Genomic DNA, 21,592 nt, shown 5'->3' with positions numbered 1-21,592 from the left:
CTGCAACGAACCGGACTGCGCCCGCTCACTTCCGTCCGGTAATCATTCCAATGTCACCGGCGAGCGGCGACATCTGAAGATCCCGAAATCCGGTTTCGGCCATCCAGCCCTTGCAGTCTGCGGCACTGCAATCAAAGCCGCCGGCCGTGAGGACCAGCATGTTCAGGCTGGCCAGCAGGCCCGCCGTACTGAATCGCCGGCCGTCGTCGATAAAGCGTTCGTAGACGATTAGGACGCCGCCGCCTAGAAGCGCGTCGAATGCTTTCTTGAGCAGCAGCATCTTGGTGGCGAGATCCCAATTATGGAGCACGCGGCCCATCACCAGAACGTCGGCTGTGGGCAATGGATCGTTGAAGAAATCTCCGGCATGGAAGCGCAAGCGGCCCGCCACGCCATGTTGCTCGGCGTAAGCTTCGAACAGCGGCTTCAGCGCGGGAAGATCGAAACCGCCGCCGGTGAGGTGTGGATGAGCCGACGCAACCTGGACCGGCAAGCATCCCTGCGCGGTGCCGATGTCGATCAGCGTACGAAACTCCTGCCACGGGAAGTGCGCCGCGATAGCCTGCGCGGCGCGCAGTGATCCACCGGTCATGCCGCGGGCAACGTTTTCCAGAATGGCGGGATCAGCGTAATAGGCCCGGTAATTCTCGGTGCCGCGCGCGCCGCTTTGTGGCTCGCCGGTGCGCAACGCGTCCGTGAACATGCTCCAGGGGCCAAATTGCCGCGCGTTCGCCAATTCGAGCTCGCCACCGATATAGGAAGACTTGTTGCGGTCGAGATACTGGTTCGCGTCGGGCGCGTTACTGTAGCGGCCGGATTCATCCCGTTCGAGCAAACCAAGTGCGACCAGGGCATCGAAGAAGTCCCTCGCCCCGCGCGCGTGGACGCCCGATTTTTCGGCGAGAGGAGCCAGCTCAAGCGGTTGCCGGGCCAGCAACGTAAAGACGCCAAGTTCGACGGCGCTCAGCAGCGTCTTGGACTCCCTGAAGGCCACGCCCAATCTCACCAGACGATCCGGGGCAGCGCTGGTCGCTTCCATGGTGCACGCCCTTTCGTTACCGCTTCATCCCCGCGACGATCTCGCGGACCTTTTTGGCTTGTTCGGCAACGGCTGACGAAAGTTCCGCAGGCGTGCCGGTCCGGATGGCGATCCCGATGTCGCGCAGCCGTGAGATGACGGCGGGATCTGCGCCTGCCGCCCTGACATCCTCTGAAATCTGATCGCGAAGGGATGCCGGCATATCCCGCCGTCCGTAAAATCCGACTACACCTTCGAAGGTCAACTCGGGATAGCCGGCCTCTCCGGCGGTCGGCACCTCCGGAGCCAACGGGGAGCGCTGCCGGTTCGAAACCATGAGAAGTTTTGCCCTGCCCGCTTTGACGTGTGGGAGCAACGGTGCCGGCCCGGTAACCACGACCTGGATCCGCCCCTCGGCGAAATCCTGGAGCGCAGGTGCAAAATCCCGATACGGCACCTGTACAAGCTGCAGACCGGCGGACTTTTGCAGCGCCTCAAAGATATACTGGGGCAATCCTGCCGTCGCGGCCCAGTTGAACTTGCCCGGGTTGTTTCGTACCGCCTCGAGAAACGAGCCTATGGAGTCGACGCCCATCGAGCTGGAAACTGCGATGCAGAAGAAATTTTCGATGGCCGAGGCGATCGGAACCAGATCGCGATCGGGATCGTATGGCAGCTTGTCGTAGATCAGTGGATTGATCGAGATCGGACCGGCAAAGGAAAACAGAAGCTCGTGGTCGTCGCGCGCGCTGACGAAGCTCGCCACACCGGCGAGGCCATCCACTCCCGGGCGGTTCTCAACGACCACCCCTTGTCGCCATCGCTGCGACAGCCGTTCGGCGAACAGCCGCGCGGCCAGATCGACGCCGCTGCCTGCCGAGAGCGGCACGGTGATCTTGACCGCCCGCTGCGGCCATGCTTCCGAGCGCGCTGCTATCGGGGACCAGATTGCCGCAACGGCAATGAAAGCAAATACGAAACACCGGAATACATGCATGGCTTACCCCTCGTGCTAGGTGGACTTGCTTGAGGTTCGCTTGCGTCGTCCGGCACCGGGTCGGACGTGGACCCGGTTTCCTTCCACCAGACGCACCAGCATATCGATGAAGAGCTTTTTTTCGGACGCATTCAGCGGCGCCAGAATGCGTTCGTTGGCGGCAAAGATTTCGGGCCGGCATTGCCGCCACAGGCGAGCTCCCTTTCGGGTCAGATAGACTTGACGCGCGCGGCGATCGTCCCCATTGACCGATCGTCTGAGCAGACCTCTCGCTTCGAGTTTCTCGGCAATCAGGCCGATATTGTTGCGATCGACCCCCATCGCCTCGGACAGCGTTTGCTGGCTGATGCCGGGCGCATCATTCACGAAGACCATCAGGGCATATTCCAGCTGAACCAATTCGGCCCCGGCCAGCGCTTCAGCGACGATCGACGTGCAGATCTGTTGAAGGCTTCGGGTGAGTGGCGCCACGGCCCAGCGGACCGGAACGCCGTCACTGCCGATATGATGCGGGAACGGTTGCGGATCGCGATCGGAAGCCGTGTCAGACATCGGAGCCGCTCACCCTATATAGTCATAATTTTGATCATCATATGTTTGAATATTATTATTGTCAATGCAACCTGGGGAGGTGACCGAACCGATCAGAATGGTGCTGGACAGCCGAGACGTTATTCGCGACTGGTGTGTCCCCATGAAGCATCGAGCGCCCCACGGACCGTCTCTTTGAAAAATCTCCTCACCGACATATCCGGCGTTCGCGTCGGCCACGCCCACGACGCGGCCATCGCCTCCGGCGTCACCGCGGTCATTTTCGATTCCCCTGCGGTCGCTTCGATCGACGTGCGCGGCGGCGGGCCCGGTACCCGCGAGGATGGCCTCCTCAAACCCGAAAGCACCGTCCAGGAGATCGACGCCATCGCGCTATCCGGCGGCTCGGCACTCGGGCTGGACGCCGCGGGCGGCGTACAGGCCTGGCTTGCCGAACAGGGCCGCGGCTTAAGAATCCGCGAGGCGGTTATTCCGATCGTTCCGGGCGCGATCTGTTTCGATCTGCTCAACGGCGGCAACAAGGCATGGGGGCGCTTCCCGCCCTATCGCGATCTCGCCTACGCCGCAGCGTGTGCGGCGAGCGACGATTTCGCACTGGGCAGCGTCGGCGCCGGCCTCGGCGCGACGACCGCCATTTTCAAGGGCGGGCTCGGTTCCGCTTCCGCTCAAACCGAAGGCGGCGTCATGGTCGGAGCGCTCGCGGTGGTCAATGCCGTCGGCAGCGTGACCGTCGGCGACGGGCCATGGTTCTGGGCGGCGCCGTTCGAAATGGACAACGAGTTCGGCGGGCGCGGACTGCCGCCTTCATTCACAAAGGATATGCTCAGGGCGCGGCTCAAGGGCGGTCCGGAAGCGACGCCTTCGGAAAACACCACGCTGGTGGTCGTGGTCACGGATGCCGTGCTGACGAAATCGCAGGCCAAACGGCTCGCGATGATCGCGCAAACCGGAATGGCCCGCGCCATCTACCCCGTCCATGCCCCAACGGATGGCGACGTGGTGTATGCCGCCGCGACCGGCAAGAAGCCGATCGATCCGCGGTTCGGCCTCACCGAACTTGGGATGGTCGCCGCCAACACGGTTGCGCGCGCGATCGCGCGCGGCGTTCACAGTGCGACCGCGCTACCCTTTCTGGGTGCGCTACCGGCGTGGAGCGATCGCTTCGGTTAGGTCGCATTCCGAAGGATCATCGCCGGGTCTCGTGCTCAGGCGCTGACCGAGAGCGATGCGGTCGCGCCCGATGAAATTGCCTGGGCCTGACGCTGGATCATCTGCTCGATGAAATTGTAGGACGATGTCGCTGATGCGGATGAGCTTTTGCCCGCGGCCGACGTCATCGTTACCTTGGATCCGTCCGCATAAGTGAGCGACGTCGTCACTGAACCATCGCTGTTGGTGACGGAGGTGGTGGAAGCACCCTGCAGGGCCTGCGCGAACGGATCGGAATTCGATCCATCGGACTCGCTGGCGGCATGGTGAGGTTTTTTGCCGCCCTTCAGCGCCGACGCCAATTCCTTGAGGCTGACCGAGCCGTCGCCGTCCTTGTCGAGCTTGCCGAACACGCTGTCGGCCTGCGCGAGGTTGGTGCCGCCGGCGCCGAGCGCCTCTTCGAATTCCGATTTGGTGATCTTGCCGTCCCCGTCGCCGTCGATCTGCGCGAACAGGTCCTTCAGCGCGCTGGAGCGGCTCTTGGATGCCGTGGTCGTCGACCCTGCCGAGAACTGGCTCTGTGCGTCGAGCAGCGCGCTCATGGTCGCCGGCGATATCTGCGAACCGCCACCGCCGGATCCGGAACCCGAGCCCGCGCCGACCGAAGCCGACGAACCCGAGGACATGAGATCGAACGGGCTCTTGGCGTCCTGGCTGCGGCCGGTGGATTGCGCGGACGACGACTTCGACGACGTCAGCGCCTTGAGGGCATCGATCGCCGACGACGCAGCGCCCAAAGCAAGGAACATGGCTAGACTCCAACAACGCCGCGCCGGTCGCGGCCGATAGCTCGTGCATGTTCCTCAGCAAGCGCCGTGCCATGATGAAAAACCCAGTAAAACCAGGCTTTCCTCTATCCGTTCCGAGCCGCGAAGCCCGGCAATAGATGCCCGCTCCGGCAGATTTTTCCTGCCCACAGCACGGCTCGGCGGTCGCATTGCCCCCGGCCGCCCTGCATGTTACGCGGAGCCGTCCCGCCCCTCGAAGAGTTTTGGGAAAGCGCACATGTCTCAGCAATTTGCGTCGCGTCCCCTGGTCATCGCGCCGTCGATCCTGGCGGCGGATTTCGCCAAGCTGGGCGAAGAAGTCCGCGCCGTGGACGCGGCCGGCGCCGACTGGATCCATCTCGACGTGATGGACGGGCATTTCGTGCCCAACATCTCCTACGGGCCTGATGTGATCAAGGCGATGCGTCCGCACACCAAGAAGATCTTTGACGCGCATCTGATGATCTCGCCTTGCGACTCTTATCTTGAGGCGTTTGCAAAAGCCGGCTGCGATCACATCACCGTCCATGCCGAGGCCGGTCCGCATCTGCACCGCTCGCTGCAGGCGATCCGCGCGCTCGGCAAGAAAGCCGGCGTCTCGCTCAACCCGGGCACGCCGGTGAGCGCGATTGAATATGTCATCGACCTGATCGACCTGGTGCTGGTCATGTCGGTCAATCCCGGCTTCGGCGGCCAGGCCTTCATCAAGTCCGCGCTCGGCAAGGTCAGCGACATCAGGGCGATGACGGCGGGCCGTCCGATCGACATCGAGGTTGACGGCGGCGTGGCCCCTGACGTCGCCGGACAGTTGGCCGCCGTCGGCGCGAATGCGCTGGTCGCGGGCTCCGCGGTGTTCAAGGGCGGCACGATGGAGTCCTACAAGACCAATATTTCAGCGATCCGTCACGCGGCGGCGCTGGCGCGCGGCGAAGCGGTCTGACGCGGATTGCCTCTCCCGCACGGCGAACCATTCCTGATGCCGGCACGACCAACTAGGCATGGACGAACTCCGATCCACGATATTTTCCTTTAGCTTACGGCGGCTATTGACCGAAGCACTTCAACCCGGCGAGCGCGTGCTGTGGCAGAGCCAGCCTGACGGCGTCGCCCGCATGATGATGTGGCGGTTTCTCTGGTGGATCGGATTTCCCTGGCTGGTCCTCACGGCCATCGCGATCTCCAGGGGCTGGATCGGTCAATCGACCGCGCCGCTTTTGATGGTCGGCCTCATGATGGTTGCCGCCCCGTTCGTGATGCTGCTGCATGACCTGCAGACGCTTTTTGTGATCACCAACCGGCGGGCGCTGATCCTGCGAACGGCCTGGGGCAAGCGGACCGTGACGGCGACACGCTTTAAGGACATGGACGCGGCATTCGAGATAGCAGACATCGGCCGCGGCGCCGGCCACCTGAATTTTGCGTCGGGGCGCTCGACCCGCTCTCCCGATACGGATTACACCGGCCGCTACGGGTTCCGCTGCGTCCGAAACCCGTCAGGTGTTCGCGACATTCTGGAGCGCGCGGTCCGAAAAACGTAGCGAGCCGGCAGGAAAGCCACACCCGGCGTGCAGTGAGCATGGAACCCAAGAGTCCATGCTCCGGCCACAAAGCGTCACGCATCTCGCCATAAAGGCAGACCAGCATCCCGTCTTTCACAGTTGGGACAGAAATATGATCAAGGCCTTCACCACAGCTGCAATGCTTCTGGTACTCGCCCCCTCCGCCGCGCTCGCGCAGCGCGCAGGTGACGCTGCACTGGGCGCTGTGGCCGGCGCCGTCGTGCTGGGCCCGGTCGGGGCCGTCGCCGGCGCCTTTGTCGGCTATACGGCCGGGCCTTCGATATCGCGGTCGTGGGGACTGGAAGGCTCGCGGTCGTCGCGGCACCGCAGACAGGCGTCGCGAGACAGCGTGCGCGGCGCCCGGGCGGAAGCCGTGGGCGCCGCACCCAGTTCCGCCGGTCAGGCCGAACGGAGCGGCCGCGCCACCAGCTATCCTGTGCCGAACCCGCCGCGTTCAGCCAGCAAGCTGCCGCCCGTCCAGACTCTCGACTAAGCGCACACGCCGCTTGTTACGCACTATCCCCGTGCAGCGGCACCACCGCCGACCGCGGTGGCCGTACCACCGTTACGCTGCAGGCGGCCTCGGCCGCGACCTTGGCCGAGACGCTGCCGAGCAACGTACGCAGCATCGAATTCTGCCGCGCGCCGATCACGATGTGATCGACATGATTGACCCTGGTGAATTCCAGGATCGCGGCGGCGGGATCGACCGCCTCCAGCACATGCACCGTGAGCCGACTTTCATCCAATTCCAGCGGCTGCGCCCAGTGCCGGAGCGCGACCATGCGGTCGATATGCTTGTTGTTGCCCTGCTCGTCGAGCGTCCGGTCGATGGTGACGCGGCCGAGCTTGAGCACGTTCAGGCAGGCGAGCCGCGCCGACGGTAGCGTCGAGAGGAGCTGTGCGGCGGTCCGGCGCAGGCATTCGTTGAGCGTTCCCGACCCCTCCTCCGTGTCGAGCGCAACGACCACGATCGGCCCCGAAGCCAGCTGGACCGCGAGATCGGATTTCGGTTTCGGCTGCCTCAGTTCGCGATTGAAGCGGCGGCGCCACACCGTACTGAGCGGATCGCGCTGCAGCCGCTCCGAGCGCGCCGTCAGCTTGACCTGGTCGGGATGCGCCAGATCAAACGCCAATTGCGAAGCCGTCGGATGCCGCCACACCGGCTCGATCTCGAGACAGCGCAGCACGATTTCCTGCAGCCATGGCGGATAGTCGGGCTTAAGCCTGCGCGGCGGATAGGGATCGCGCCAAAGCCTTCGCCGCATGCCGCGCAGCGTTTCGCTCTCGCCGAACGGCCGCTCGCCGGTGGTGAAGAAATAGAGCAGCACACCCAGTGAAAACAGGTCGCTGCGCGGATCGTCGCGGACGCCGAGCAGGCGCTCGGGCGCCATATAGGGCGCCGTGCCGTAGGGCAGACGGAATTCTTCCTGCAGCAGGTCCGGCAACTGGTTGTGATGCGACAGGCCGAAATCGATCAGCACGCATTCGCCGGAAGGACGAAACATGATGCTGCTCGGCTTGATGTCGTGATGAATGACGTTCTGCCGGTGCAAGTCGGCCAGCGCGGTCGCGATTTGTCCGCCGATCACCCTCGCCTCTTCATAGGGGATCGGCAACTGGTCGATCCGGCTATACACCGTCTTGCCGGGGATGCGCTCCATCACGACGTAGGGCTGCCGGTCGAAATCGCCGGTGCCGAAACAGCCCGGCACGTGCGCACCCGCCAGCCGCGGCAGGATCATCTGCTCCATCTCGAAACTGACGATGGCCGCCGGATCCTCGCCCTCGGCAACCCGCGGGACCTTCATCAACAGCGGCACGGTGATGCCGGGATGGGTCACCGTCCACAGCGTTGCCATGCCGCCCTGATGAACGCGCTCCCCGATGGTGAAGCCGTCAAGTTCCGCGCCGGGTGCGATTGCAGGCTTCGCCATCCCTTACTTCCCCATGAGCAAGCGATCGGCCAGCCAATGCGGCAGGCCGTTGGCGCGAATCCGATCCGCCGCCGCCTCAACATCGTAAGGCACGCGGCAATAGGTGATCTCGCGCGATGTCGTATCGAGCATCGCGAACGAAGCCGCCGGGTCGCCGTCGCGCGGTTGCCCGACCGAGCCGAGCACGGCGAGCCAGCGCCGGCCGCCGAGCAATTGCACCGGCACGTCGGCGGTCGGGATGAAGCTCGTCATCTTCGCCGCCGATGACATCGAATAGAGCGCCGGCCGGTGGATGTGTCCGCAGAAAGTGACATGGGCATCGGTCGCCGCAATGCTGCGCGCGGCGTCCGGTGTGTCGCTCACATAGTGCCAACGCGCCGGGTGCGAGGCTTCCGAATGCACATAGAGGCGATCGCCGTCCAGCCTTGTCAGCGGCAACTCAGCCAGAAAACGCCGCTGCGCCACGCTGAGCCTGCCGCGCGTCCATTCGATCGCGGCCTGGGCCGCGGCGTTCATGCTTTCTGATGGGGTGCTGATCGCGTGATCGTGGTTACCCATGACGGCGATCGCGCCGTCAGCAACGAGGTCCATAACGGTATCGACCGCCCATTCCGGATCGGCGCCATAGCCTACGATATCGCCGAGGCAGATGATCCGCTCCGCGCGATGTACCCGCGCGAAATCGAGGCACGCGCTGAACGCCTGCCGGTTGGCATGGATATCCGCGAAGATGGCCAGCCGCACGCGTCTCCTCCCGATCCATCATCGCGCCCGCGCTTGCGCGTATCTTGATGGATATCAAACAACAGGCAGCTTGCGGTGTGCAACAGGCCGGGTGCGCCTGCAGACCGTTAGGCGATCATATCTAGCGGGCGGGCGATAATCCGATTTGAGCGCCGCGCCATCCGGAGCTGAGCACTGGCCATCCAGACATCATTTCCCAGTTTACCCATTTCCAGACGTGAAAGCGGCTCCAAAGGAGGTCCGCTCTGCCCGACAAACCGACATCGGCTGCCGGTTTGCGCGTTTGTCTGAGATCAGTTCGTCAATCTCAGCACCATTCCGCGGCACAATAGGCAACGCCATCACGACATCGCCTAGGGCGATCTCGACAGGTTAGCGACACGACAAGCCTGCCTCTATTTCGGTCCAAAAGCCGCAATGCGCCGGAGCGTTTGCATGCGCACCGTGGTGTGTCGCGTGGAGCAGCAGCATCGTGATCGCCACCAATGCAACAGAAGCGACAAAGATACGTAGCATTGTATGCGTAATTCCCGTTAAGAGGTTTCGCCAAAGACGAGGAAGCCCCCGGAGAGATCATCTCCGGGGGCTTCTGGATCGTCGAGATTAGGTACATCCGCCAATCCAAACGATACCTATCTCTCGCAATCTCGCCACCTGATCTTGTGCAGTATGTGGCCGCGGTGCGTCGCCAGCGTGATCTTATTCAGCCAGAAAGCTGCGGGGCAGCCCCTAACAGCGTCGCGGAAACGAATTATCCCGAACCGTTAGATCGCAATTGCAGATTTTTCCCTCATCGAACTCCGACAACGGAACATCGTGAGCTTACGGGCTCTCAGTTCCCTTGAGCGCTGTAAGCTTGTTCTTGCCGGCGCGGTCACGGAGAAGGGTCTCGCAAACGCGATTTCAAAAAGACCGTCAGCGCTTGCGCGGTGCTTCCAGACCCCTGAGCAGCAGCGCCAGCAGCGCGTCGATCCGCGTCGGGGCACCCGGCTCGTTCCATTCCTCGGCATGCGCGGGATGGTGGAAGCGGCTGGTGGCGTCGAAAATGGCGCGGGCCGAAACCTTGACGTCGGCGACCTCGAACGCGCCCTGCTTCACGCCGTCGGACAGGATCTGGGCGATCTGATCGACCAGGCAGTCCTTGTGGCAATTCACGGCCTTGCAGGCCTCACGGGCCAGCGTCAGGTAAGTCGCAAACATTTCGGGATCGTCGCCAAGCCGCTTGTGCTTGATCGAAAACATCGTGCGCAGCCACTTCTCCAGCCGGGCTGGCGCCGGGCCGGACGCTTCTGCGATCTTCAACAGCGGTGCGCTGAGCCGGTCGAGCCAGCGCTTGGCGACCGCCTCGCGCAGCGAAGCCTTGCTGGGGAAATGACGGTAGACGCTGCCGTGGCTGACATCGAGCGCACGGGCAACATCCACGACGGTAGCCTTGGCCAGCCCGTAACGGCGCAGAACGTCCTCGGTTACCTCCAGAATCCGTTCGGGGGTCAGAACCACGACTTCGTTCATGCGCGCACCTGCGAAACGATGGGACGGGTGGTCATCTAATCCCCCTTAGGCAATCACCTTGGCGGGTTAATGTTTCGTCGCCGGTTCCAGCCGCTCGGCCTGAGCGGCCAGATGACGGGCAACGCTCTGGTTGAGCCAGTGCTGGATTTGGGCGGTCAGATGAATGAGATGGGCAGTCATAGCGTAGTCCTTTGCAAGTACCCGGGCAAAACCAACGAGCCGGGTGACGCCTAATCCCGGCGTCAGCAATGGATATAGCATGTCTCGCTGACAGATTTCAATATCTGTCAGTCAATAATCCGTGATTGTTGGTGCTGGCCGGGCGTCCCATCGCCGGAAAACCTTATTGCTCGTCCTTCGGGGGCATCCGCGGCGGAAGCAGCGGCGTAAACGCCACCCCGTCGCCATCGCGGGGAACCACAGCCAATCCCTCGCCGGTCGAGGGATCGCCGCCCGACGTGTCCATGATCATGCCGGGCGTGATGTACTCCCGGGCGGCCTGGAGCAGGTTGCCGCCGCCATCGCCAAAATCGGCGGCACGACCGCCCTGCGGGCGGCCGGCGGCGATCTCGCCCGCCGCCTTGTCGGTCTTTTCCGCAAGCCTGTCGCTGTAGGGAATGCGAAACGCCCGCGGCACGCCGCTCGGCCGATTGCCGTCGTCGAGCGCCTCGACCCACAGATAGATTGATCCCGGATCGCCCTCCAGCGAGTGCGGCTCCACGATGCGGGCCTGCAACAGCTTGAAACTTGCGGGCAGCCTGTCGACGCTGGCCCAGCCCAGCAATCCGCGCACGCCGACAAAGCTTGCAATGTAGAACGCGCTCGTCACCACCACGGCGACCGCCTTGGCCGACCATGGCAGGCGCGCATAGACCACAACGATCAGCAGCAGCGCGCCGATCAGGGCGTAGCTGATGGAAAGTGTGAGGACGACCGATTGCAGGCTATTCACGGCGCGGCATCCTGACGCCAGTTTTCGGATCCAGGTCCGCGCCGTTGGAGCGGACGTTGCGGAACGTCTCCATCAGCGACTTCTGCCGCTGCTGGACGTCAGTCACCTTGCCTGCGGCGTCGATCCAGAAGCGCAAGGCGGTCTTTTCCTCGCCGGTGTGGTTGAGCGTCAGCTTGTTGTCGAAAATCACCTGTGCGGTCGGATTGAGCTTCTGAACCTTCACGCTCACCGGGACAGGCTGCCCGGTCGTGGCCTGAAAGTGCGAGACGTTGACGGTGTATTCGCCGGGGACGATGCCCCGCACCGTGACGATTTCCTCCCGGATCGGCGACAGGATCTTCTTGCCGTTGACGATGATGAAATCGTTGGCGCCGCCGCGATCGTCGCGGTCGAGGGTGAGGAAACCGGCCTCGCGCCGGCGGTACCAGGCGATGTTGCCGATGGGGTCCTGCACGAACAGATCGAAGTCGTCAGGATGATTGTCCGGCCAGTCCATCGTGATGAGGAATTCGGCCTTGGAATCGATCTTGCCGTCCTTGGCGTCAGGCGAGATCGCCAGCAGCGCCAGGAAGAACAGGAAAGCGATCACCTGCAGCGCCTTGAACAGCATCACGCCGAGCGGGTCGAATGGCTCCTCGCGCGGATAGAGACCGAAGTCATCCATCATGGTGGCGTTCCCGGACGGCTTTCCAATACCGGGGTGACATGCGTCTCGGTCAGCATGACGGCATCGGAAAACACCCGCTGGGTGGCGGCATCGAGCATGTAATATTGAATGCGGACGAGGATGGAGCCGATCAGGCCCGCCAGCGTCGTGTACATGGCCACCGCCATGCCGTCGCTCATCAGGCCCATCGATGTTTTCATCGCGGCCTTGTCGGCCGCGTCGAGGGTCGCGATCGGCGCCAGCATGATGATGAAGCCGATGATGGTGCCGAGCAGCCCGAGCTTCATCAGCGTGTCGGAAACGAATGCGCCAAACCCGTTGGAACCGCGCAGCCGGTCGGCGAGCGAGCGCAGCAGCAGCGTCTGGTCGATACGCCCCGCGGCTTGCGCCTGCGCCTTCTTTACCAGGTTGCGGATGTGATCCGGCACCAGGCCGCCCGGCAGCGCGCGCACGTCGTCAAGCCCCCTCGCCCCGCCGGGCGCCGACAGGATGACGCGGCAGCGGCGTGTGATCTCGCCTTCACGCGCGATCGCCCGCGTCCGCCAGAAGCAATGGAAGCAGGTGACGAAATAGAGGACGGCAATGACGCTCGAAATGTAGGTACGATCGGAACTGACCATCAGATGGAGCAGTCCATACCGCCACAACAGCACGACGGCGAAGACCGACAGCCCGGTGAAGATCATCCACAACAGGAGGACGCTGCGTTCGGACGTATCTGCGCCGGAGGGCGCGGTCTCGGCGCTGGCCGTGGCACTCATGCTGCGTCAGCTCCCTGGCTGGGAAAAGCGGTTCCGTCCAAGGCCGGCCCGCGACGAAAATCCGTGCGTTTGGTTAGATCAGCGGGCCGCAGCGGCGTCCAAAGACATATGCCCAAGGTTGGTTGGGAAAATTTCCCGAGCAGCGCCTCGCCGGCTTGCATTTGGCGCGAATTAGCGGTGCTGTTGCACTCATCCGCACGTTGGGGAGTGATCGCATGCGCCTCGTCCTTCAGCTTGTCGGCCGCCTGCTTGTCGTCGTCATCCTGTGCCTGGGAGCGGCGACCGTCTGGGCGACAATCGATGCCCATCGCAGCGTCGATCGCGCCACGGCCGCTTCCGCCGAACGTGTCTCGGTCGCGCTGGAAGCGCTGTACTGGCGCGAATTGCTGTTGCGCAGCAGCAGAATGCGCGAACAGCTGTTGCCCACGCCGCAATGGCGCACCATTGAAACGATGGGGCTGATCTCGCCGGGCATCTGCGTCCAGATCGAGCCCGCCGGTGCGTTCGAGCGGCCGCTCTGCGGCCAGAGCAAGGGGATCGGCCAGGTTCCGCCGCGCTGGTTCGCAGCCTCCGTGCACACCCTGCTTGGAAGTCACGCCCCGGTCATCCGGCCGATCAGCGCGCGCGCAGCCAACGCAGGCAGTGTCTCGGCCACCCCCGATCCGAATGCCGCCATCGCGCTGGCCTGGCAGCACATCCTCGACAACATCCATCTCGCCTTGCTGATGGCGGTGGCGATCGCGCTGTTCGCATCGCTGGCGATTGCGCATACGCTGGCGCCCGCACAGCAGATCGTTGCCGCCCTGCAGCGCATGGCGCGCGGCCAATACCGGACCCCGCTGCCGCGCTTCCGGTCGATCGATCTTGCCATGATCGGGCAAGCGGTCGGTGAGCTCGGCGACCGCCTCGCGCAGGCCATGGAAGAACGTGCCGCGCTGACCCGGCGCCTATTGGAAATCCGCAACGACGAGCGGCGCGTGCTTGCCCGCGAATTGCACGACGAGTTCGGACAGAACCTGGCCGCGATCCTTGCCTTTGCCAACACGATCGAGGTCGCCAGCGCGCAAGCGCAGGACCAGAGCCGATGCGAGGTCGCCCAGGACGCGCGGATGATCTCGCAGGCCACCCATCGCATCATGGCCTGCCTCAGGGATACCCTGAAGCGATTGCGCCATCCGCCCGCCGAGGAACTCGGGTTGGAGGCCTGCCTTGTCGACCTCGTCGATAGCTGGCGGTCGGGCAATGCAACGCAGCCGATGATCCAGCTCGATCTCAAGGGCGATCTCGCCGATGTCCGCGGCGCCGTCGCCGCGACCGCCTATCGGATGGTTCAGGAATGCCTGACCAACTCGCTGCGGCACAGTTCAGCGCGCGGGATCGTGCTGCGGATCGAGCGGCGCACGGGGGCGGAAAACGCGCTGCTGGTCCACGTCGAGGACGACGGCGGCGGCGATGCGGCCAAGGTGGCAGCATCGACCGGCTTCGGGTTGACAGGCATTCGCGAGAGGGTCACAGCCCTTGGCGGCTCGCTGTCGATCGCGGATGCCAATCGCGGGGTGAGCGTGGCTGCCACGATCCCGCTGGCGGCTTGATGAGCACGTCGCAGACCAAAGGCATTTCGATCCTGCTGGTCGACGATCATCCCGTGGTCCGGCAAGGCTACCGGCGCGTGCTGGAGCACCAGGAAGATTTCCAGGTGGTGGCCGAGGCGGACAACGCCGCCGACGCCTACCGCGCGTTCAAGGCGCATGCTCCCGATGTGGTGGTCATGGACATATCGATGCCGGGCGCCAGCGGGCTGGAAGCGATCAGGAACATTCGCGCCCGGTCATCCGACACGCGCATTCTCGTCTTCAGCATGCACTGCGAGGCGGCGCAGGTGAAGGCCGCCTTCAATGCCGGGTCAAACGGCTATGTCACGAAGGGCTCCGACCCGTCAGCGCTGATCCGGGCGATCCGGTCGGTTGTCCGCGGCGAACCGGCGATCAGCGATGACATCGCCCGCGTTCTGGCACTGGAAAGCCTCTCCCCCTCGGTGTCGGCGCTCGATCAGCTCGGAGAGCGGGAAATCGAGATCTTGAGGCAACTGGCGGCCGGCGCGACCACGGAGCAGATCGCCTCAAACCTCAATCTCAGCATCAAGACCGTGCAGAACTACCATTATCTGATCAAGACCAAGACCGGCATGCGAACGGACGCGCAGCTTGTCCGCCTGGCCGTGGAGTGCGGGCTGGCCAGCCTCTAGCGGCGGCGGGCGCCCCGTCCCGATCGGGTTTCTGCCCTGCCAGAGCACCGGTTTTCCCGTCTCTGCGCCCCCGTATGGGTGGCCTCCCCCGACACGATTTGCTAAAGCACGGCGTAAAAAACAAATCGGCCGGGATCGCCTCGCCTCCCGCCCTCCTCCGGAGTTTTCGATGATCCCCCGCTATACCCGCCCTGAAATGGCTTCCATCTGGGAGCCCCAGACCCGCTTCAAGATCTGGTTCGAGATCGAGGCGCACGCAGCTGATGCGCTGGCGGAAATCGGCACAATCCCGAAGGAAGCCGCGAAGACGATCTGGGCCAAGGCCAAAAATGCCACCTTCGACGTGGCCCGGATCGATGAGATCGAGCGCGAGACCAAGCACGACGTCATCGCCTTCCTGACCCATCTGGCCGAAATCGTCGGCCCCGAAGCGCGCTTCGTCCATCAGGGCATGACCTCCTCCGACGTGCTCGACACCTGCTTCAACGTGCAGCTCACCCGCGCCGCGGACCTGTTGCTATCGGATATCGACAAGGTTCTGGCGGCGCTGAAGAAGCGCGCCTTCGAGCACAAGATGACGCCGACCATCGGGCGCTCCCACGGCATCCATGCCGAGCCGGTGACGTTCGGGCTCAAGCTTGCCTATGCTTACGCCGAGTTTTCCCGCGCCCGCGAGCGCCTGGTCGCCGCCCGCAAGGAGGTCGCCACCTGCGCGATTTCGGGCGCCGTCGGCACCTTTGCGCAGATCGACCCGCGCGTCGAAGAGCATGTCGCCAAGGCGATGGGACTGGTGCCCGAGCCGATCTCGACCCAGGTGATCCCGCGCGACCGCCACGCGATGTATTTTGCAACGCTTGGCGTGATCGCCTCTTCCGTCGAGCGGCTGTCGATCGAAATCCGCCATCTGCAGCGCACCGAGGTGCTGGAAGCGGAAGAATTCTTCTCCGAGGGACAGAAGGGCTCGTCGGCGATGCCGCACAAGCGCAACCCGGTGCTGTCGGAAAACCTCACCGGCCTGTCGCGCATGGTGCGCGCCTATGCCATGCCGGCCATGGAAAACGTAGCACTCTGGCACGAGCGCGACATCTCGCACTCCTCGGCCGAACGCATGATCGGCCCCGACGCCACCGTGACGCTCGATTTCGCGCTGATGCGCCTCGCCGGCCTGATCGAGAAGCTCCTGGTCTATCCCGCCAACATGCAGAAGAACCTCGACCGCCTCGGCGGTCTTGTGCATTCGCAGCGGCTGCTGATCGCGCTGACGCAAAAGGGCGCCAGCCGCGAGGACGCCTACAAATACGTCCAGCGTAACGCCATGCCGGTCTGGCGCGGCGAAGGCGACTTCCAGACGCTGCTAAAGAAAGACCGCGACGTGAAGAAGCATCTGAGCGATGCCGAGATCGAAGAGCAGTTCGACCTCGGCTATCACTTCAAGCACGTCGACACGATCTTCAAGCGCGTGTTCGGCGAAGCATGAAGCGCGCCGACAGAACAGCAAACCCTATTCGTCGAGCACCTGCAGGGTCAGGTCGGCTTTTCCCTTGTTGTTCGACTTGTAAAAAACGTCGAAATATCCGGGGATGCCGATCACGGAATCGTTAACGTAGACAAATAGCTCGCCTGACTTTCGGGCCTTGAACTTGGCGGTATAGCTGGTGGTGGACGGGTACAGGCAGGGCGGCGAAACCTTGCGCTCGTAAGACGGCACCAGTTCGCCGAAGCCCGTATTACCTATTCGAAGGGTAGTTGCGAACCAGTTCGAGGCGAGCAGACGCCGGATTGGCAGTCCCAACCACATCAATGGACGCATTTTTTCATAGCCGAAACCATCTGGTCCAGCTTCAATACCCTTCGCCTTTTCCGGATCAGATAAATCGAATCTGTGACCGTCCTCCCAAGGATCGGTTACGACCAGGGTGACCCGGTAGGACTTGCTCTTTTCCACTAGCAGCCCTGTCGGCGCACACAGCGCATTGGTTTCAAATTGTGCCTTGGCGATTCCCGTAAACGGCTGCGCAGCAGGATTTTGGCTTGGCGTACAAACCTGCCCGGCCAGGTCGAACGCCGCAAACGAGACCCGATTGACCAGCGCTGTCAACGCAGACGCCAGGATCACGAAGATCAAGAAGGCGAACAAGAATGGCAAAGTCCAATGCTTGAGCACGTAGAAAAAAGCACGGTACGGCCCCGCCGATCGTAGCTTGTAAATGAAGCCTCCCGGCTCAACCGCCGGTTCATCGGGCGTGCGCCAGATACGGCGCATCAGGTCGCGGATGCGTCCCTGCATCCAGCCGCCGACATACATCAGCACGCCGACCAGAACGAGCCCGATGAGGAAGCGCCCGGGCGAATTGCGGAATGCTTCAAGCCAAGGCTTTACGAAGCCCGGCAGAAACGCGCCGAGCAGATCGATGATGGGAACGACGACCTCGGCCGGGCTAGCCGGTCCGCGTCCGGGCTTCCATTTTTCAATCAGCGGCAATGCCAAAACGAACAGCGAGGCGAATACGGTCAGGAAATAAGTGATGCGGCGTCCCCAAACCCAGTTCCAGACCGTTTCCTGGCGGGTTGCGCGTGAAGGAGCTGTGGTCTCAGTTACGCCGTTCGAAGTAATCGAACCGTCATAGCCTACGACATTGTAGGTCTGCGGCAACACGATCGGCGCGTAGCCGTCGGTTCCGGCGCGAACGCGATCCAGCACGCTTTGATGAATCTTCGGCGCCGGCCTTGGAACATAGTCGTCGCGATTTGCAAGCTCGCGCCTGACCTCGCGCTCGGGATCCGGCCGATTTTTCCAGATGTCGACGATGTGCCAAAAATCCGCAACCAGCGACAGCTTGTAGGGAGGCTTGCTGTAGATGTCCGACAACCGCCGCGGCCGATAGCGATAGTAGCCGGCAAGCCCGCGCCGGGAATCGTTGAGCTTGTCATAGGGATCGACGCGAGGTTTAAGTAGCTCCTCCTGAAATGGTAAAAAAACCAATCCGCAGACCTTGGCGCGCTCGATCATCCAGACGAGCGTCGAATGAGCAAGACCGTCCCGCGAATAGCCGCCGCCAATGTCGGAGTGAACCCCGACAAACCACACCTGGCTGATGCGTTCATCATCGATATGCCGCGGCGACCCGTTGCGGGTGGCCGGCACCAGATTCTGGCCAGCGCGCACATAGCGATCGTCCCACAGCACCGGGCGAAATGCATCGCGCTCCTCCTCCAGCGCCAGCGCATGGCATGCCCGGGCAACCTTGTGCGTCATGAACTGATCCGGCATCGACAGCGGCCAGTACCAGTAGTCGATCGCGCGCGTAATTTCCTCGATCGGGCCGCCATAGGCATCGACGGTATCCCAGACGCCGAGGAAGTCGAACTTGTCAATGGGGACGATATCGCCGGCCTCCTCGAGTTGCTCGAAGGTCGGTTTGCGGAAAATAACGTGGCTGACCCAGTCGCGCAGCTTGCGTAACGGTTTGACGAGCAGATTGCCGCCGGACTTGAAGTTCCTGACCTTGCGGTATTCGCGATAGGCAATCTCGGCATCGCGTTCCAGATGAGCTTCATTGCCGTCATAGCGCACAAGGCCGACGCGCGCGATGAACCCGGCGACGACGCGGATCGTGAAGGCGCCACGGCTGAAGCCGAAGCCATAAATTTTGTCGCCCTCCGCATAATTGCGGGAACAGAACGAATAGATATCGATGACGTTGCGTTTCAGCCCGATACCGAAAATGCCGCCGAGGTACGCTAGCAGCTTGAACGACGATGTTCCCACGCCATCGTCGTAATAGGCGATTTGGCTTTCCGGATTCTTGAGGTCGAGTGCCTGAAACAAGCGCCAGACGTTGGTCTTGAAAATCTTCGATGAACTATTTCCTGTCCCGTCGGACAGCAGAACAATATTCTTTGACATGGATGCACGCGCCCCGATGCCCTAAAGGATGCATGCTCGACCGAAATTGCCGTCAGCGCAAGATGCAATTAGAGAGAGAGCTGTGAAAAACGGCTCAACTCCGCCACCTTCAACGTCTTTCGAATTCCATCGCCTTGGAATCGAGGTTCTTCAGCTCGATCACGATCGGCATGTGACCGGGCGCGCTGAACTCGGCCGGGTCGAACTTCTTGTCCTGTCGCTCAACCCAATCTCGGTCCCGCTCTGCCCGCGGGCTACGCCTGCGGCGGCGATCGAAACAAGCGCAATGGCGGCGAACATGGTGAGCTTCGGGAGCGTACGCGGGAACGAAATACTGGCTTATCCAATGTGGCTGAATCGTCCGGCACTGGCTCACACCGCCCGAAGCCCGCCGTGATGGGGCAAAACGCCGTTCCAAATCGGGGACGTTCCTGAGAGTGCAACCACTTGTCGGGGCTTCCGTTTTTCGTTCCAGCCGACCTCGCCTGCGGGTGTCTTAGGCGGTACCTTAAGCGATCGCCCCAGCAGTATTCCGGCCTTGCCAAGCCGATTCAAATCGTTCCAATTTGTCACGATCGCCGTCGACAACCTCCGTACCCCGCCGGCAACCCTTAAAGCAACCTAACGGTAACCGCAGATCAGCTAAGGTCGCAGCGTGTCAGCCCCGCCCACAATCCTCGTCTTCGACTCCGGCCTTGGCGGCCTCACGGTCTTGCGCGAGATCGTCCGCACCCGGCCCGACGCGCACTACGTCTATGTCGCCGACGATGCGTTCTTTCCCTATGGCCATCACGGCGAGGAGGAGATCATTGCCCGCGTGGTACCGCTGGTCGGCGAGTTGATCGCGCGCCACTCCCCCGCTTTGGTGGTGATTGCCTGCAACACCGCTTCGACGCTGGTGATGTCGCATCTGCGCAGCGCCTATAGCGTGCCGTTCGTCGGCACCGTGCCTGCGATCAAGCCGGCCTGCGCCAGTTCGAAGACCAAACGCGTGTCGGTGCTCGGCACCAAGGGCACCGTCAAGCGCGAATACACCAAACGCCTGATCGATGATTTCGCGCAAGGCTGCGAAGTGACGCTGGTGGGGTCGGCAGAACTCGCCTCGCTCGCTGAATCCGCCCTCAGCGGCAACGACGTGCGCGACGAGGATATTGCAGCCGAGCTTGCCCCCTGCTTTGTCGGAAATGGCGAGGATCGCACCGACACCGTCGTGCTGGCCTGCACCCACTATCCGCTGCTGCTCGACCGCCTGACAAGGCTCGCGCCGTGGCCGGTCGACTGGATCGATCCGGCGCCCGCCATCGCCCGGCGCGTGTCCGACCTGCTCGGGTCTCCGGGCCGCGAAAGCGACACGGCCGGCGCCGAGATGATCTTCACATCCCAGCGGCCACACATGCTGAGCCAGGCGCTGATGCCGTTTTTCGGCGGGCGCGTCCCGGCGTAGGCTCGGACAACGCATCCAAACTCCAGTCGCCGACCGCGCCACAATATCTTGTAGAGCTGTGTGCCGCGATGTAACTTGGGGTTTCAAGGCGGCGAACTGCCCCTGCGATATCGGCTGCGCGTATGACACCGGCAGCCAACATTCGGACAACCAACAGCAGCTACATTCTCTGGGAGTGATCGCTATCGTTCACGCCGTCCTGGTCATCTGGAACGTCAGATAACAAGGGAGGGAATTCATGAACACTTCATTCGCCCGCGCCCTGATTTGCTCGTTCACGATCGCTGGCGCTGTCATCCTATCGGAAGCCGCACGGTCACAACCCATCTTCCGCACCGAGGTTCATCCGGTGCAGACCGTCACGCTTAGTACTGCTGATTTCTTGCTCGGAAAGAAAGATGGCAAGCCCGTGACAATCGCGGGCGAGCTTCGCATACCGAAGCCTGGAACCGACCGGTTGCCAGCCGTCGTCTTCGTGCATGGCGCGGGCGGCATCGGCTTCAATTACGGCATGTGGGCGGGCGAGCTGAACAAGGCGGGCTTCGCCACGTTTGTCGCCGACAGCTTCACAGGGCGTGGGATTACGAACACCATGGCCGATCCGGCGCAACTTTCGCCCTTCGCGAAGATGAACGACGCCTTTGCTGCGCTCGCTGTACTCGCGAAGCATCCGCGCATTGATCCGGACAAGATTGCGATCATGGGTTTCTCGAACGGCGCCGTACCATCGCTTTATGCGAGCATGGATCGCTTCCAGCGCGCCTACGCGCCTCAAGGCGCGGGCTTTGCCGCCTATATCGGTTTCTACACCCCCTGCAACACCGCGATGATTGATGACGAAAGGGTGAGTCAGAAGCCGATCCGGCTTTATCACGGCGTTGCCGACGACTGGGTGCCGATCGGCCCATGCCGCGATTACGTCGCGCGGTTGAAAAAGGTTGGCGCCAATATAGACGTCGTTGAATATCCCGGCGCCTATCATCTGTTCGACAACCAGGCTATCGCGGGCACAGTACGGAACGCGCAGGCGCCAACCGAGTATCGCAAATGCCGGTTCGAGGAAAAGCCGCAGGGCGTGATCATCAACAGTGATACAGGCCAGGCCGCCAGTCTCAATGATCTCTGTATCGAACGTGGCACCACCATGGCCTATAATGCCGAGGCAACGGACGCCGCTCGCAAGGACGTTGTCGAATTTCTCAGCAACCTTCTTAACAAGTAACCTGCATCAGCGTTTGCAGACGCACGACTGTGGCCTCCGCGTATTGGTGACTAGTCAAGACGCGGCACGGCTACAACAGAACCGTGCCGCGCTTGTACG

The 21,592-nt window shown here is 62.7% G+C and carries 20 protein-coding genes; 9 read left to right on the top strand and 11 right to left on the bottom strand.

Features of this window, described 5'->3' with window-relative positions:
• Nucleotides 1-25: 25 nt before the first annotated feature.
• From KIP88_RS14560 to KIP88_RS14550, 3 genes are read right to left on the bottom strand one after another with little or no spacing between them, the layout of a single operon-like run.
• Entirely contained in the window at nt 26-1,039 is a 1,014-nt protein-coding gene (locus KIP88_RS14560) for a methyltransferase (protein ID WP_214488613.1), read from the bottom strand.
• Nucleotides 1,040-1,055: 16 nt separating this feature from the next.
• The gene (locus KIP88_RS14555) at nt 1,056-2,015 is read right to left on the bottom strand and encodes a tripartite tricarboxylate transporter substrate binding protein (protein WP_214488612.1); all 960 of its coding nucleotides are present in this window, start codon (nt 2,013-2,015) and stop codon (nt 1,056-1,058) included.
• A 15-nt stretch (nt 2,016-2,030) separates the two neighbouring features.
• Complete coding sequence (locus tag KIP88_RS14550; protein WP_214488611.1) at nt 2,031-2,486, bottom strand: MarR family winged helix-turn-helix transcriptional regulator; 456 nt, start codon at nt 2,484-2,486, stop codon at nt 2,031-2,033.
• 255 nt (nt 2,487-2,741) lie between these two features.
• On the opposite strand from KIP88_RS14550, the gene KIP88_RS14545 reads away from it, so the two are divergent.
• Nucleotides 2,742-3,737 (top strand): P1 family peptidase, encoded by a 996-nt coding sequence (locus tag KIP88_RS14545; protein ID WP_214488610.1) that lies wholly within the window; start codon nt 2,742-2,744, stop codon nt 3,735-3,737.
• A gap of 35 nt (nt 3,738-3,772) precedes the next feature.
• On the opposite strand, the gene KIP88_RS14540 is transcribed toward KIP88_RS14545, so the two are convergent.
• A complete protein-coding gene (locus tag KIP88_RS14540) occupies nt 3,773-4,525 on the bottom strand; it encodes an EF-hand domain-containing protein (RefSeq protein WP_214488609.1) in 753 nt (250 codons plus the stop codon).
• A gap of 256 nt (nt 4,526-4,781) precedes the next feature.
• Between KIP88_RS14540 and rpe the strand changes: the two genes are divergently transcribed.
• The 3 genes from rpe (at nt 4,782) to KIP88_RS46480 (ending at nt 6,595) form a co-directional block, all read left to right on the top strand.
• Nucleotides 4,782-5,483 (top strand): ribulose-phosphate 3-epimerase, encoded by a 702-nt coding sequence (gene rpe, locus KIP88_RS14535; protein ID WP_214488608.1) that lies wholly within the window; start codon nt 4,782-4,784, stop codon nt 5,481-5,483.
• Nucleotides 5,484-5,589: 106 nt separating this feature from the next.
• Nucleotides 5,590-6,081 carry a hypothetical protein gene (locus KIP88_RS14530; protein ID WP_249790772.1) on the top strand — a complete coding sequence of 164 codons (492 nt, stop codon included), beginning with the start codon at nt 5,590-5,592 and terminating at the stop codon, nt 6,079-6,081.
• A gap of 55 nt (nt 6,082-6,136) precedes the next feature.
• Nucleotides 6,137-6,595 (top strand): hypothetical protein, encoded by a 459-nt coding sequence (locus KIP88_RS46480; protein WP_374226465.1) that lies wholly within the window; start codon nt 6,137-6,139, stop codon nt 6,593-6,595.
• A gap of 16 nt (nt 6,596-6,611) precedes the next feature.
• Here KIP88_RS46480 and KIP88_RS14520 read toward each other — a convergent pair whose 3' ends face one another.
• The 6 genes from KIP88_RS14520 to KIP88_RS14495 all read right to left on the bottom strand — a co-directional run bounded on the left by KIP88_RS14520 (nt 6,612) and on the right by KIP88_RS14495 (nt 12,675).
• A complete protein-coding gene (locus KIP88_RS14520; protein ID WP_214488606.1) occupies nt 6,612-8,039 on the bottom strand; it encodes a bifunctional serine/threonine-protein kinase/universal stress protein in 1,428 nt (475 codons plus the stop codon).
• 3 nt (nt 8,040-8,042) lie between these two features.
• A complete protein-coding gene (locus KIP88_RS14515; protein ID WP_214488605.1) occupies nt 8,043-8,783 on the bottom strand; it encodes a metallophosphoesterase in 741 nt (246 codons plus the stop codon).
• Between the two features lie 915 nt (nt 8,784-9,698).
• Nucleotides 9,699-10,295 (bottom strand): TetR family transcriptional regulator, encoded by a 597-nt coding sequence (locus KIP88_RS14510; protein ID WP_214488604.1) that lies wholly within the window; start codon nt 10,293-10,295, stop codon nt 9,699-9,701.
• 343 nt (nt 10,296-10,638) lie between these two features.
• Nucleotides 10,639-11,247, bottom strand: a complete 609-nt coding sequence (locus KIP88_RS14505) for a hypothetical protein (RefSeq protein WP_214488603.1) — start codon at nt 11,245-11,247, stop codon at nt 10,639-10,641.
• Nucleotides 11,240-11,914: a hypothetical protein gene (locus KIP88_RS14500; protein WP_214488602.1), complete on the bottom strand. Its 675-nt coding sequence runs from the start codon at nt 11,912-11,914 to the stop codon at nt 11,240-11,242. The genes KIP88_RS14505 and KIP88_RS14500 overlap by 8 nt, the downstream gene beginning before the upstream one ends.
• Nucleotides 11,911-12,675, bottom strand: a complete 765-nt coding sequence (locus KIP88_RS14495) for a MotA/TolQ/ExbB proton channel family protein (protein ID WP_214488601.1) — start codon at nt 12,673-12,675, stop codon at nt 11,911-11,913. The genes KIP88_RS14500 and KIP88_RS14495 overlap by 4 nt, the downstream gene beginning before the upstream one ends.
• 215 nt (nt 12,676-12,890) lie before the next feature.
• On the opposite strand from KIP88_RS14495, the gene KIP88_RS14490 reads away from it, so the two are divergent.
• The 3 genes from KIP88_RS14490 to purB all read left to right on the top strand — a co-directional run bounded on the left by KIP88_RS14490 (nt 12,891) and on the right by purB (nt 16,397).
• Nucleotides 12,891-14,267 (top strand): sensor histidine kinase, encoded by a 1,377-nt coding sequence (locus KIP88_RS14490; protein ID WP_214488600.1) that lies wholly within the window; start codon nt 12,891-12,893, stop codon nt 14,265-14,267.
• On the top strand, nt 14,267-14,920 hold the full coding sequence (locus tag KIP88_RS14485) for a response regulator transcription factor (protein ID WP_214488599.1): 654 nt from the start codon (nt 14,267-14,269) through the stop codon (nt 14,918-14,920). The genes KIP88_RS14490 and KIP88_RS14485 overlap by 1 nt, the downstream gene beginning before the upstream one ends.
• 169 nt (nt 14,921-15,089) lie before the next feature.
• Nucleotides 15,090-16,397: an adenylosuccinate lyase gene (purB, locus tag KIP88_RS14480; RefSeq protein ID WP_214488598.1), complete on the top strand. Its 1,308-nt coding sequence runs from the start codon at nt 15,090-15,092 to the stop codon at nt 16,395-16,397.
• Nucleotides 16,398-16,421: 24 nt separating this feature from the next.
• Here the strand turns inward: purB and KIP88_RS14475 are convergent, their stop codons facing one another.
• Nucleotides 16,422-18,827, bottom strand: a complete 2,406-nt coding sequence (locus KIP88_RS14475; RefSeq protein WP_214488597.1) for a DUF2235 domain-containing protein — start codon at nt 18,825-18,827, stop codon at nt 16,422-16,424.
• A gap of 655 nt (nt 18,828-19,482) precedes the next feature.
• Between KIP88_RS14475 and murI the strand changes: the two genes are divergently transcribed.
• Both murI and KIP88_RS14465 read left to right on the top strand, forming a co-directional pair.
• Complete coding sequence (gene murI, locus KIP88_RS14470) at nt 19,483-20,271, top strand: glutamate racemase (RefSeq protein ID WP_214488596.1); 789 nt, start codon at nt 19,483-19,485, stop codon at nt 20,269-20,271.
• Between the two features lie 349 nt (nt 20,272-20,620).
• On the top strand, nt 20,621-21,493 hold the full coding sequence (locus tag KIP88_RS14465; protein WP_214488595.1) for a dienelactone hydrolase family protein: 873 nt from the start codon (nt 20,621-20,623) through the stop codon (nt 21,491-21,493).
• Nucleotides 21,494-21,592 lie beyond the last annotated feature (99 nt).

Origin of the sequence: Bradyrhizobium sp. SRL28 (assembly GCF_018596315.1) — a bacterium.
Classification (GTDB): Bacteria; Pseudomonadota; Alphaproteobacteria; order Rhizobiales; family Xanthobacteraceae; genus Bradyrhizobium.
The sequence above is the reverse complement of the archived record's forward strand: the minus strand, read 5'-3'. Positions and strand labels throughout refer to the sequence as shown.

Bases quoted from the DNA above. Each gene is read 5' to 3' on its own strand.
- KIP88_RS14560 (WP_214488613.1), bottom strand. From the start codon at position 1,039: ATGGAAGCGACCAGCGCTGCCCCGGATCGTCTGGTGAGATTGGGCGTG.
- KIP88_RS14555 (WP_214488612.1), bottom strand. From the start codon at position 2,015: ATGCATGTATTCCGGTGTTTCGTATTTGCTTTCATTGCCGTTGCGGCA.
- KIP88_RS14540 (WP_214488609.1), bottom strand. From the start codon at position 4,525: ATGTTCCTTGCTTTGGGCGCTGCGTCGTCGGCGATCGATGCCCTCAAG.
- rpe (WP_214488608.1), top strand. From the start codon at position 4,782: ATGTCTCAGCAATTTGCGTCGCGTCCCCTGGTCATCGCGCCGTCGATC.
- KIP88_RS46480 (WP_374226465.1), top strand. From the start codon at position 6,137: ATGCTCCGGCCACAAAGCGTCACGCATCTCGCCATAAAGGCAGACCAG.
- KIP88_RS14520 (WP_214488606.1), bottom strand. From the start codon at position 8,039: ATGGCGAAGCCTGCAATCGCACCCGGCGCGGAACTTGACGGCTTCACC.
- KIP88_RS14510 (WP_214488604.1), bottom strand. From the start codon at position 10,295: ATGAACGAAGTCGTGGTTCTGACCCCCGAACGGATTCTGGAGGTAACC.
- KIP88_RS14500 (WP_214488602.1), bottom strand. From the start codon at position 11,914: ATGATGGATGACTTCGGTCTCTATCCGCGCGAGGAGCCATTCGACCCG.
- KIP88_RS14495 (WP_214488601.1), bottom strand. From the start codon at position 12,675: ATGAGTGCCACGGCCAGCGCCGAGACCGCGCCCTCCGGCGCAGATACG.
- KIP88_RS14490 (WP_214488600.1), top strand. From the start codon at position 12,891: ATGCGCCTCGTCCTTCAGCTTGTCGGCCGCCTGCTTGTCGTCGTCATC.
- KIP88_RS14485 (WP_214488599.1), top strand. From the start codon at position 14,267: ATGAGCACGTCGCAGACCAAAGGCATTTCGATCCTGCTGGTCGACGAT.
- purB (WP_214488598.1), top strand. From the start codon at position 15,090: ATGATCCCCCGCTATACCCGCCCTGAAATGGCTTCCATCTGGGAGCCC.
- KIP88_RS14475 (WP_214488597.1), bottom strand. From the start codon at position 18,827: ATGTCAAAGAATATTGTTCTGCTGTCCGACGGGACAGGAAATAGTTCA.